The 12,660-nt window shown below is 65.7% G+C and carries 8 protein-coding genes; 4 read left to right on the top strand and 4 right to left on the bottom strand.

Features of this window, described 5'->3' with window-relative positions; all coding sequences use genetic code 11:
* Positions 1–2: 2 nt before the first annotated feature.
* Positions 3–1,019 carry a TraB/GumN family protein gene (locus GJ698_RS11425; protein ID WP_166454851.1) on the bottom strand — a complete coding sequence of 339 codons (1,017 nt, stop codon included), beginning with the start codon at positions 1,017–1,019 and terminating at the stop codon, positions 3–5.
* Between the two features lie 264 nt (positions 1,020–1,283).
* Complete coding sequence (locus tag GJ698_RS11420) at positions 1,284–4,889, bottom strand: hydantoinase B/oxoprolinase family protein (RefSeq protein WP_154357734.1); 3,606 nt, start codon at positions 4,887–4,889, stop codon at positions 1,284–1,286.
* A gap of 95 nt (positions 4,890–4,984) precedes the next feature.
* On the opposite strand from GJ698_RS11420, the gene GJ698_RS11415 reads away from it, so the two are divergent.
* Positions 4,985–6,496 (top strand): NAD(P)H-hydrate dehydratase, encoded by a 1,512-nt coding sequence (locus GJ698_RS11415; protein WP_154357733.1) that lies wholly within the window; start codon positions 4,985–4,987, stop codon positions 6,494–6,496.
* An 85-nt stretch (positions 6,497–6,581) separates the two neighbouring features.
* Here the strand turns inward: GJ698_RS11415 and GJ698_RS11410 are convergent, their stop codons facing one another.
* Entirely contained in the window at positions 6,582–7,298 is a 717-nt protein-coding gene (locus tag GJ698_RS11410) for an ABC transporter ATP-binding protein (protein WP_154357800.1), read from the bottom strand.
* Between the two features lie 40 nt (positions 7,299–7,338).
* Between GJ698_RS11410 and GJ698_RS11405 the strand changes: the two genes are divergently transcribed.
* From GJ698_RS11405 to GJ698_RS11395, 3 genes are all read left to right on the top strand, one after another.
* Positions 7,339–7,968: an arylesterase gene (locus tag GJ698_RS11405; RefSeq protein WP_371865254.1), complete on the top strand. Its 630-nt coding sequence runs from the start codon at positions 7,339–7,341 to the stop codon at positions 7,966–7,968.
* Complete coding sequence (mnmH, locus tag GJ698_RS11400; RefSeq protein WP_154357731.1) at positions 7,965–9,026, top strand: tRNA 2-selenouridine(34) synthase MnmH; 1,062 nt, start codon at positions 7,965–7,967, stop codon at positions 9,024–9,026. The genes GJ698_RS11405 and mnmH overlap by 4 nt, the downstream gene beginning before the upstream one ends.
* A 261-nt stretch (positions 9,027–9,287) precedes the next feature.
* Positions 9,288–11,756 carry a TonB-dependent receptor plug domain-containing protein gene (locus tag GJ698_RS11395; protein ID WP_229259942.1) on the top strand — a complete coding sequence of 823 codons (2,469 nt, stop codon included), beginning with the start codon at positions 9,288–9,290 and terminating at the stop codon, positions 11,754–11,756.
* On the opposite strand, the gene yddG is transcribed toward GJ698_RS11395, so the two are convergent.
* Positions 11,753–12,640: an aromatic amino acid DMT transporter YddG gene (gene yddG / locus GJ698_RS11390; RefSeq protein WP_154357730.1), complete on the bottom strand. Its 888-nt coding sequence runs from the start codon at positions 12,638–12,640 to the stop codon at positions 11,753–11,755. The two genes, GJ698_RS11395 and yddG, sit on opposite strands and share 4 nt — an antisense overlap.
* Positions 12,641–12,660 lie beyond the last annotated feature (20 nt).

Genomic DNA, 12,660 nt, shown 5'->3' with positions numbered 1-12,660 from the left:
GATCAGTCGGGGCTGACCACCTGGTAGCCCTTGGCTTTCAACGCATCCAGATAATGCTCCGGACCGACAATGTCCGACAGCCGCAGCATGGCAAAGCTGGTGGTGTTGGCGGACAGCGCCTTCTCGGCCGCGCTGATCCAGGCTTCCTGCACGCGTTCCTTCACGTTCTGCCAGCTCTTCTGGTTCTTGACGAAATCGGCGTTGCGCATGGCGTCGCGACATTCGGTTTCCTGGTCGGCGTAACTGAGCTTGCGGATCGCTTCCAGGTCGCCCTTGGCCCAGGCGTTGGCGCGCACGCGCATGGCGTCGAGGTCGCTTTCCAGGCGCGTCAGCGTCTTGTCGAAACAGGCGGTGTCGGCCAGCGATGATTTCTTGAAATCCTTGACCATCTGCGACGCATCGTCCATCTCCAGCGCGATGCTGGTGTCGGTCTTCTTGATCTTGCGTTCCTTGACGATGGCGTTGATTTTATTGGTGACGTCGTAACCGTAGCCGAGTCCGGACTGCTTCAGCGCCGCGCCGTACAGCGCGTCCGCCACGAAGATCGGCCGTTCGCGCTCGATGCTGTCGTCCTTGCCGAGATATTTGGCCTTCAGCGGCTGCCAGCGGGCGTAGACGTCGGCCGGCAGCACATCCTTCAAGGTGGCGCCGTCGGGATTCTTCTTGATGCCGATCAGGCTGGGCAGCAGCGTCAGGCCGCGAAAAAAGCCGACATGGCCATGCGCGCCGGGCAAGGTCAGGTATTCCTGCGATTGCGCCAGCACCGATTCCACCTGCTGCGAGCGCCACTCCATTTTTTGCGGCAGCGGCGCGTAGGTGGCGAACACCCACAGCACATGATCGTCCTTGCTGATCTTCCACATGCCCGGCCCCGGACGCTGGCCCACCAGCAGAATGGTTTCCGGCGGCGCTTCGGCTTCCGCTTCCTGGACTGGCGGCGTCGCCACCGATTCGGTTTGCGCCAGCGCGGCGCTCAGGGGCAACAGCAGGCAAACTGCGGGCAGCAGGCGTTTCAGCATCGGAATCCTTGTCAGAAAGCGATCAAACCGTGGTTGAGGCAGTGGTTGATGATGAAGCAGGAAGCAAAGTACAAACCGCAAAGCAGGAAGGCGGAAACGATGGCGGCACGCGGCGAACTGGTGGACCGGAAGATCCTGTGTAATGTGCGCATGCCGTGCTCCCCTTGCCTGTCTAAAACCTGACTGTACGCCGACGGTCATTTGATAGACAAGCAAGGATTCACGGGTAGCGGATTGTGATGCCGAGGGTATCGCCTGGCGCGCCTAGCCCTGTTTCGGACCGAAACCGCCACCGCCAGGCGTCTCGATGATGAACACGTCGCCCGGCTGCATATCGGTCTTGCCGATGTGGCCCAGCACATCCACGCCGCCATCCGCGCGCTGCACGCTGTTGCGGCCCAGCGCGCCCGGTTCGCCGCCGGCCATGCCGAACGGCGGGTGGATGCGGTTGTTCGACAGGATGGCAGCCGTCATCGGTTCCAGGAAGCGCACCTTGCGCACGCCGCCGTTGCCGCCGTGCCAGCGCCCCGCCCCGCCGCTGCCGGCGCGGATTTCGTAGCTATCCAGCCGCACCGGGAAGCGGAATTCCAGGATTTCCGGATCGGTCAGGCGCGAATTGGTCATATTGGTTTGCACCACCGAGGTGCCGTCGAAGCCGTCGCCCGCGCCGGAGCCGCCGCTGATGGTCTCGTAATACTGGTACTTCGCGTTACCGAAGGTGAAGTTGTTCATGGTGCCCTGCGCCGCCGCCATCACGCCCAGCGCGCCGTACAGCGCGTTGGTGATGCAGGTCGAGGTCTCCACATTGCCCGAGACGACCGACGCCGGATAGTGCGGATTCAGCATCGAGCCGGGCGGAATCAACACCTTCAGCGGCTTGAGGCAGCCGGCGTTCAGCGGAATCTCGTCGTCCACCAGGGTGCGGAACACGTACAGTACCGCCGCCATGCACACCGCCGACGGCGCGTTGAAGTTGTTGTCCAGCTGCGGCGAGGTGCCGGTGAAATCGATCTCCGCGCTGCGCGACGCCTGATCCACGCGCACCGCCACCTGTATCTGCGCGCCGTTATCCAGCGGCAGCGTGAACGCGCCATCCTTCAGGGCGCTGATCACGCGGCGCACCGCCTCCTCGGCGTTGTCCTGCACGTGGCCCATGTAGGCCTGCACCACCTCCAGCCCGAAATGCGCAACCATGCGGTGCAGCTCTTCGACGCCTTTCTGGTTGGCGGCGATCTGCGCGCGCAGGTCAGCCAGGTTCTGATCGGGATTGCGCGCCGGGTACTGCGCGCCGGCCAGCAAGGCGCGCGTTTCCGCTTCGCGCAGCTGGCCGCCGTCCACCAGCTTGAAGTTATTGATTAAGACGCCCTCCTCTTCGATCACGCGCGAATCCGGCGGCATGGAACCGGGCGTGGTGCCGCCGATATCCGCATGATGGCCGCGCGAGCCGACGTAGAACAGGATGTGCGCGCCGGCCGCGTCGAACACCGGCGTTATCACCGTCACATCCGGCAGGTGCGTGCCGCCGTTGTACGGATCGTTGAGCATGAAGAAATCGCCCGCGCGCATCCGGCCCGCGTTCTCGCGCATCACGGTCTTGATGCTCTCGCCCATGGAGCCCAGGTGCACCGGCATGTGCGGCGCGTTGGCGATCAGGTTGCCGTCGGCGTCGAAGATGGCGCAGCTGAAGTCCAGCCGCTCCTTGATGTTGACCGAATAGGCGGTATTCTGCAGCCGCAGCCCCATCTGCTCGGCGATCGACATGAACAGGTTGTTGAATATCTCCAGCATCACCGGATCGGCCGTGGTGCCGATGGCGCGGCGCTCGGGCAGCGCCGCCACGCGTTTCAGCACCAGATGGTCGTTCAGCGTGACTTCCGCCTGCCAGCCCGCTTCCACGATGGTGGTGGCGTTGGCTTCGGCGATGATGGCCGGGCCTTTGACGACGTCGCCGATGCGCGTGGCTGTACGCTGGTACAAGCTGGTTTGCCGCCATTTGCCGCCGGTGTACATCGGCACCACCGCATGCGGCATCAGGCTGGTGACGCGGCGCGGCGCCGGCTCCACTGCTTCAGAAGGCGCGTCGGATTTGCCAATGGCTTCCACCGACACCGCTTCGACAATCAGCGCGCGCGACTGCATCAGGAAGGAATAGCGTTTGCGGTAGGCGGCCTCGAACTGCTGGCGCATGCTGTCCACCGTATCGAACAGCACAATCAGCGCGGTGTCCGTGCCCTCGTAACGCAGATGCACGCGACGGATCAGCGTAATGCGGTCATCGTCCACCTGCTGGTGATGCAGGTCGGCGCGCGCCTGCCGGCCCAGTGCATGCAGGCGCGCTTCCAGCTCCTCGTGCGAGCTGGCGTCGTCGTTCAGGCGCGTTTCGACTGCCGCCTCGCGCATCGCCGTCTGGTCGGCCAGGCCCATGCCGTAGGCCGACATGACGCCGGCCAGCGAATGCACGAACACTGTTTTCATGCCCAGCGCATCGGCCACCAGGCAGGCGTGCTGGCCGCCGGCGCCGCCGAAGCTGGTCAGCGCGTACTCGGTCACGTCGTGCCCGCGCTGGACGGAGATCTGCTTGATGGCGTTGGCCATATTGCCTACCGCGATATCGAGGAAGCCTTCGGCCACCTGCTCCGGCGTGGTGTCCGTGCCGGTGGCGTGGGCGATCTGCGCGGCCATGTCGGCGAAACGCTGGCGCACCGTGGCGGCGTCCAGCGCCTGCTTGCCGTCCGCGCCGAACAGCTGCGGGAAGTGATGCGGCTGGATCTTGCCCAGCATGACGTTGCAGTCGGTGACCGCCAGCGGCCCGCCGCGCTGGTAGCTGGCCGGGCCGGGATTGGCGCCGGCGCTGTCCGGGCCGACGCGATAGCGGCTGCCGTCGAAATGCAGGATCGAACCGCCGCCCGCCGCCACCGTGTGGATGCTCATCATCGGCGCCCGCATGCGCACGCCGGCCACCTGCGTCTCAAACACCCGTTCGAACTCGCCCGAAAAGTGCGACACATCGGTCGAGGTGCCGCCCATGTCGAAGCCGATCACCTTGTCGAAGCCGGCCAGCTTGCTGGCGCGGACCATGCCGACGATGCCGCCGGCCGGGCCGCTGAGAATCGAGTCCTTGCCCTGGAAGGCGCGCGCGTCGGTCAGGCCGCCGTTGGATTGCATGAATTGCAGGTTCACGCCCGGCAGCTCGTTCGCCACCTGATCGACGTAGCGGCGCAGGATGGGTGACAGATAGGCGTCGACCACCGTGGTGTCGCCGCGCGCCACCAGCTTCATCATCGGGCTGATGTCGTGCGAGACCGAGACCTGCGTGAAGCCCATGTCGCGCGCCATGTCGGCCACCTTGGCTTCGTGCGCGTGGTAGCGGTAGCCGTGCATGAACACCACCGCCAGCGAGCGCAGGCCCATATCGTAGGCCTGCGCCAGGCCGGCGCGCGCCGCTTCCAGATCCAGCTTGGCGACCGTCTCGCCATGCGCGCCGATGCGCTCATCGATTTCGATCACATGGCTGTACAGCAGCTCGGGCAGCAGGATGCGGCGATCGAACAGGCGCGGACGGTTCTGGTACGCGATGCGCAGCGCATCGCGGAAGCCGCGTGTGATCGCCAGCGCGGTCGGCTCCCCCTTGCGCTCCAGCAGCGCGTTGGTGGCCACCGTGGTGCCCATCTTGACGGCGCCGATCTGCGCCACGGGAATCGGCTTGCCCCTGGCGACGCCCATCAGTTGGCGGATGCCGGCGATGGCGGCGTCGGCGTAGTGCTCGGGATTTTCGGACAGCAGCTTGAGCGTCCGCAGCCGGCCATCAGGCGGACGCGCCACGATGTCGGTGAACGTGCCGCCGCGGTCGATCCAGAATTGCCAATCCATGCCTGCCTCGCTATGCTGTGAAGCGCCTATTGTAGTGCCGCCGGTACGCCGCCTGCCAGACGGCTCGACAGAAATTTAGATGTTAAGATGGCACCATGAATCCACTTTACACCGTTGCTGAAATCCGCGCCGTCGAGTACGCGGCAGCCGCCACGCTGCCGCCAGGCGCCTTGATGCAACGCGCCGGGCAGGCGGCGGCCAACGCCGCGCTGGACTTGCTGCCGTTGTCGACCGCGCAAGCCAAGGTGCTGGTGCTGGCCGGCCCCGGCGACAACGGCGGCGACGCGCTGGAAGCGGCGGCGCATTTATCCTACACCGGTGCGCAGGTGACGCTGATTCACCTGGCGCCGGCCGATGGCCGCGTGTCCTCGGACGAGCGCCAGGCCGCGCTGCAACGCGCCAAGGTCAGCGACGCCCGTTTCCGCGGGCTGGAAGACGCCAATATTGCCGCCACCGAGTGGAACCTTGTAATCGACGGTTTGTTCGGCATCGGCCTGAAGCGGCCGCTGGACGGCGCGCTGCGCACGCTGGTGGAAACGGTGAACCAGCTGCACTGCAATGTGCTGGCACTGGATGCGCCCAGCGGCCTCGATGCCGACACTGGCTGTGTGGTGGGGCCGGACGGCGTCGCCATTCGCGCCACGCACACCATCACCTTCATCGGCAACAAGCCGGGCTTGCATACCTGCGATGGGCGCGACTACGCCGGTTTGGTGGATGTCGCGCGGCTGGAAATCGACGCCGGCCTTTTCGCGCCGGCGTCTCTGCACCTGAACGAAGTCAAATTCTTCTCGCGTCATCTGCACGTGCGGCGCCACAATTCGCACAAAGGCAGCTACGGCAATGTGGCGGTGATTGGCGGTGCGCGCGGCATGAGCGGCGCGCCGATTCTGGCCGCGCGCACGGCGATCAACAGCGGCGCCGGCCGCGTCTACGCGCTGTTTGTGGAGGATGCGCTGCCCTGCGATCCGGGCCAGCCGGAGCTGATGTGCCGCATCGCCGGCGATTTTGAGCTAAATACCGCCACGCTGGTGATCGGTCCCGGCCTGGGCGACTCGTCCGCCGCGCATGCGGTGCTGGACCAGGCCATCGCCAGCGACAGCGCGCTGCTGGCCGACGCCGACGCCCTCAACCTGCTGGCCGGCGACGCCGCGCTGCAAACCAGGCTGGCGCAGCGCCAAGCCGCCGTGGTACTGACGCCGCATCCGCTGGAAGCCGCGCGGCTGCTGGGCAGCAGCATCGCCGCCGTACAAGCGGACCGGCTGGCGGCGGCGCGCACTTTGGCGGCGCGTCTGCAAGCGATAGTCGTGCTGAAGGGATCGGGCACGGTGATTGCGGCGCCGGACGGCAAGGCCGTCATCAACACCACCGGCAATCCGGCGCTGGCCACCGCCGGCACCGGCGACGTGCTGGCCGGCCTGTGCGGCGCGCTGCTGGCGCAGGGCTGGCCGCACTGGGAAGCGGCGCTGGCGGCGGTGTGGCTGCACGGCATGGCCGCCGACGCGCTGGTCACCGAAGGCTGCGGCCCGATCGGCCTGACCGCCGCCGAACTGATCCCCGCCATCCGCACCGCCCTCAACCGCATGGTCCAGCACCACACCCGCTGATAAACCGGGGTCAGTGCCGACATTCGGACATTCGGTCGTGAGCGACCGAATGTCCGAATGTCGGCACTGACCCCGGTTTGGCGTTTTAGACCAGGCGGCCGGCGGCGATGGTGATGGTGCGGCCGCAGCGGGCGGCCATGGCCTGGTCGTGGGTGACCAGTACCAGCGTCGAGCCGTGCTGGCGATTCAGTTCGAACATCAGCTGGATCACGGCTTCGCCGGTGGCGGCGTCGAGACTACCGGTCGGTTCGTCGGCAAACAGTAGCGGCGGCTCAGTGACGAAGGCGCGCGCCAGGGCGACGCGCTGCTGCTCGCCGCCGGACAGGTATTTCGGATAATGCTTCAGTCGGCTACCCAGGCCGACGCGCGCCAGCATCGCTTCGGCGCGCTCGCGGGCGCCGGAAATGCCGGCCAGTTCCAGCGGCAGCATGACGTTTTCCACCGCTGTCAGATGCGCCAGCAGCTGGAAGGACTGGAACACAAAGCCCAGCTTTTCCTTGCGCAGCGCGGCGCGGCCGTCTTCGTCCAGTGCATAAATGTCTACGCCGTCCAGCACCACTTTGCCGGCGCTGGGCGTGTCCAGACCGGCCAGCAGGCCTAGCAACGTCGACTTGCCGGAACCCGAGGCGCCGACGATTGCCAGCGTCTCAGCCTTTTGCACGGTAAAATCCACCTCGTGCAGGATCGTCAGCTCGCCGCTGGCGTCGGCGACACGCTTGGCCAGGCCGCTGACGGCAATGGCCGGCTGCACATCCGCCGCCGCCTTCACAGGCGACGCCGCCAGGGCCGGGCCATCCGGCATGAAATGAGTTGACGCATTAGGGAAATCGGGCATGCTGAATATGTTTAAACGTTTATCTGGAAAATCACTGGCCGCCCTGCTCCTGCTGTCGGCAGCGGCGAGCGCCTATTCTGCACCAAAAACCGTGCTTGTGCTCGGAGATAGTTTGTCTGCCGAGTACGGCTTGTCGCGCGGCACCGGCTGGGTCGCGCTGGCCGAGCAGAAACTCAAGCAAAACAAGATCGACGCGGTGGTGGTCAACGCCAGCGTCAGCGGCGAGACCACCAGCGGCGGCCGCTCGCGCCTGCCCGCGCTGCTGACCAAGTACAAGCCCGACCTGGTGGTCATCGAACTGGGCGCCAACGACGGCCTGCGCGGCCTGCCGGTGGCCGCCGCCCAGGCCAATCTGCGCGCCATGAACGACGAAGCGGCCAAGGCCGACGCCAAGGTGATGCTGATCGGCATGCGCATGCCACCCAACTACGGCCGCGATTACGCCGACAAATTCTTCGCCATGTACGGCACGCTGAGCAAGGACATCAAGGCGCCGCTGGTGCCGTTCATGCTCGATGGCGTGGCCGACAAGCCGCAGCTGTTCCAGGCCGACCGCCTGCATCCGCTGGCCGAGGCGCATTCGATCATCCTGGCCAATATCTGGCCTACCCTGCAAAAAACCATCAAGGCAAAATGAAGTATCCAGAAGTATTGGGCATCGACCAGGTGCTGGCCCAGCTCCACACCTTCGACGCCATCATCGACGCCCGCAGCCCGGTCGAATTCGCGCAGGACCACCTGCCCGGCGCCATCAACGCGCCGGTGCTCGACGACGAGGAGCGCATCCGCATCGGCACTATGTACAAGCAGGTGGGCGCGTTCGACGCCAAGAAGGTCGGCGCGGCCCTGGTCGCCAGGAACATCGCCAGGCACATCGAGGAACTGTGGATCGACAAGCCGCGCGACTGGCGGCCGCTGGTCTATTGCTGGCGCGGCGGCAACCGCAGCGGCGCGATGGCGCACATCCTGGCCAAGATCGGCTGGCCGGTGGTGCAACTGGACGGCGGCTACAAGGCGTTTCGCCAGGAAGTGAACACGGCGCTGGAACAGCCGCCGGCGCTGCATTTCAAGGTGGTGTGCGGCACCACCGGCAGCGGCAAGAGCCGCCTGCTGGAGACGCTGCACGCGCAAGGCGCGCAGGTGCTGGACCTGGAACAGCTGGCCGCGCACCGCGGTTCGGTGCTGGGCCAGCTGCCAAGTCAGCCGCAACCGAGCCAGAAGGCGTTCGAGCGCCATATCTGGGACGTTATGCGCCGCTTTGATCCGGCGCGGCCGGTGTTCGTCGAGGCCGAGAGCAAAAAGGTCGGCAACCTGCGCGTGCCCGCCGCGCTGATGGATGCCATGCGCGCCGCCGACTGCATCGCCCTGACGCTGTCGCGCGCCGACCGCGTGCGCCTGCTGATGCAGGACTACCAGCACTTCCTCGGCGATCCGGCCCTGCTGAACGGCCAGCTGGAGCACCTGACGCAGCTGCACGGCCGCGAGAAGATCGCCCGCTGGCACGCCATGTCCGACGCCGGCCAGATGGCGCCGCTGGTGGAAGAACTGCTGGCCGACCACTACGATCCGGCCTACCTGCGCTCCATCGACCGCAATTTCACCCGCTACAGCCAGGCCGTGCCGCTGGCATTGGACGACATCGACAGCGCCGCTTTCAACGCCGCTGCCCTACAATTGATCGCCACTACGCGTTAACCACAACGTCCACAACAGTGCATCCCCCAAAATAGTGCATGCGGGCCTCCAGGCCCGTAAACACTTTGTTACAAAGCAGCGTCCGTAGTGCTGCTTAGGGGTTCTACGTAGCCGCACCAAGTAATCGACGGCGCCGGTCGCCATCCTTCCCGCAAAAAGTATTTACATGGCTTTCACCATGAAATTCATGGCATGGCTTTTGCGAAGAGTTAAGAAAAATTGCTTTAGTTTCATTTCTTAAACCTTGAAGGAGCGGTACCAATGAAGCACCCCAAGCACATCAAGCGCCGTCTGTTGACCCAAGCCGTTCTGCTGGCCATGCAAGCTGCGGCCGCCTCCGCCGCCTTTGCGGCCGATGACACCGCCGTCGCCACGCCTGCCGCACCGGTCGTGACCGACAATGTGGAAGCCGTCATCGTCACCGGCACCCGCCGCAGTGGCCTGAAAGCCGTCGACAGCGCCTCGCCGATCCAGGTGCTTGACTCCGGTTCGCTGGAGCGTACCGGCCAGCCCGACCTGATCCAGGCGCTGGCGCAGAATCTGCCCTCCTTCACCGCCCAGGCCTTCGGCGGCGACACCGCCAACCTGACGCTGTCGGCCCGCCTGCGCGGCCTCAGCCCGAACGACACGCTGGTGCTGGTCAACGGCAAGCGCCGCCACACCACCGCCAACCTGGCCGTGCTGTCCGGGCCGTTCCAGGGCGGCGCCGCGACCGACCTGAACTTCATCCCGGTCGCCGCCATCGACCACATCGAGGTGCTGCAGGACGGCGCCGCCGCCCAGTACGGCACCGACGCGATTGCCGGCGTGATCAACATCATCCTGAAGAAAGACAGCTCGGGCGGCTCGCTGACCACCACCGGCGGCGCCTATATCGACCAGGGCGGCCAGACCGGCGACGTCTCCTTCAACCAGGGCTTCGCACCGAGCGACAACAGCTACATCAACATCACCGGCGAACACAAATACCACGGCCACAGCGACCGCTCCGACATCGACCCGCGCGTGGTCAGCGCCGCCAACATGGCGGCCATGCCGACCCTGACCAAGGCCGACGGCTACCCGTACGCGAACAAGATCTCCGGCGACGCCGCCTACCACATCTCGCTGCTGTCGCTGAACGCCGGCGTCGATCTGGGCGGCGTCGAGCTGTACAGCCTTGCCACCTACGGCAAGAAGACCGCGCAGTCGTACGAAAACTACCGCCTGCCGAACCGCCTGCCGAAGATCTATCCGAACGGCTTCAACCCGCTGGAAGCGATGGACGAGAAGGACTATGCGTTCACCGGCGGCGCGCGCGGCACGGCGGCCGGCTGGAACTGGGACTTGAGCTCCACCTACGGCCAGGACAAGGCCGACATCGGCGTGATCAACTCGGCCAACATCGCGCTCTACAACGACACCGGTTCGACGCCGACCAATTTCCACGCCGGCGCCTTCACCGCCAGCCAATGGACCACCTCGCTGGACATCAGCAATGAATACGCGGTTGGCTGGGCCACGCCGCTGTCGGTGGCTGCGGGCCTGGAATATCGCCGCGACACCTATGAAATCGGCGCCGGCGACGCCGCCTCGCGCTACAAGGAAGGCTCGCAATCGTATCCTGGTTTCTCGCTGACCGACGCCGGCAGCCACAACCGCAACAACAAATCGGTGTACATCGACCTGGCCGGCTCGCCGATCGCCAACCTGAAGCTGGACGTGGCGGCGCGCTACGAGAACTACAGCGACTTCGGCAGCGCACGCGTGGGCAAGATCACCGGCCGCTACGACTTCACGCCAGAGTTCGCGCTGCGCGGCACGGTCAGCAACGGCTTCCGCGCGCCGACCATGGCCGAGCAGTACTACTCGGCCACCAACGTGTCGCCAACGCAGGCGTCGGTGCAGCTGGCGCCGAACTCGCCGGCGGCGGCGCTGGTCGGCATCAACGGCCTGAAACCTGAGAAGTCCCAGAACTACAGCGTCGGCTTCGTGCTGCATCCGATGCCAAAAGCCACGCTGACGGTGGATGCCTACAGCATCAACATCCACGACCGCATCATCGGCAGCGGCACGGTGTTTGGCTCGGGCAATGCGGTGAACGCGCCGGCGGTGGTGGCTGCCATCAAGGCCAACGGCAATATCCTGGACCCGACCGTGACCAAGACCGGCATCAGCATCTTCTCCAACGCCGCCAACACCAAGGACCAGGGCGTCGAAGCGGTGTTCTCGTATGGCAGCAACTTCGGCGATGCAGGCAAGGTCGACTGGTCGGCCGCCGCCAACTACAACAAGGTGGAGGTGACCAAGGTCAACCAGGCGCCGTCGCAACTGCTGCCGCAGAAGCTGCTGGACCAGGCAGCGATCGCCTCGCTGGAGAAATCGTCGCCGAAGGTGCGCGTGAATCTGGGTGCGTTGTGGAAGAAAGGCGACTGGAGCGTCAATCTGCGCGAATCGATCTACGGCCCGTCGTCCAACTATAACTCGCTGGACAACGTGACCTACTACGAGACCAAGATCAAGACGCTGGCGACCACCGACCTGGAAGTATCGTACCGCCTGACCAAGGCACTGACCGCATCGGTCGGCGCCAACAACCTGTTCAACAAGTATCCGGACAAGGTGAACCAGGCGTACATCGCGGCGGCGCGCGCTGCGCTGAACACGGCGGCGGTGACGCAGTATCCTTCGTTCTCGCCGATCGGCATCAACGGCGGCTACTACTACGCGCGTTTGAACTACACGTACTAAGCAGTCCGGCGGGTAGCCCACCAGCAGCACAGGGAGCCCGCCGTCACCATCGCCGCGCCTTGCCAGAAACTGGCCGGCAACGCGGTACGCAAAATGGCGGCGCTGAATGCCGAGGACAGCACCGGCGCCGCATACGACACCGCAGCCAGCAGCGCCAGATTGCCATGCGCCAGTGCGCGATTCCAGCTGGCATATCCCAGCGCCATCACCGCCGCCGCGCACAGTAGCGCCGCGACCGTGCCGACACCGCCCACCGCAGGCAGCGCCGCGCCGCTCGCCGCGAACTTCAGCCACAACACCACACTGGTCAGCATAAAGAACGGCACGATGGCATCCGTGCCCTGCGCCAGCGGCTTGGCGGCCGTGCAGTACACCGCCCACAGCAGCGCGCCGGCCAGTGCCAGTCCGTAACTCAGGGGATTGTGCGCCGCATTGGCCGCGATGTGCGCGGGCGACCAGCCTTCGCCGCCACCCAGTATCCACGCCACGCCGAGCAGCGAGAACAGGAGTCCGGGCGCCAGCCACAGCTTGGCGCGCTGGCGGCCGTTCAGCACCATCAGCGCAACGGTCAGGCAAGGCCACAAATAGTTGAGCAGGCCGACTTCAATCGCCTGGGTGCGGTCCTGCGCGAAGCCCAACGCCAGGGCCAGCGCCACCTCGTAGCCGGCGAACAGCGCGCCGCCGATCAGCAGGTAGCGACGCGGATACAGCCGCAGCGGCGTCCAGCCGCGCAACACCAGCAGCATCAGCGAGGCCAGCGTGTAGATCATCGCCGCCCCGGCCACCGCGCCGGCGCTTTCGCTGAACAGGCGTAGCAGCGATGGCGCCGTGCTCCACAACAGAATGGCAGCGAGGCCGAGCAGCGTTCCCCTGGTTTGCGTCATTGTAAAAAGGGCCGCTAGTT

It is taken from the genome of Duganella aquatilis (assembly GCF_009674565.1).
In the GTDB taxonomy this organism is placed as follows: Bacteria; Pseudomonadota; Gammaproteobacteria; order Burkholderiales; family Burkholderiaceae_D; genus Rugamonas; species Rugamonas aquatilis.
Note: the sequence above shows the minus strand (reverse complement) of the source record. Positions and strands in the feature narration are given on the sequence as shown.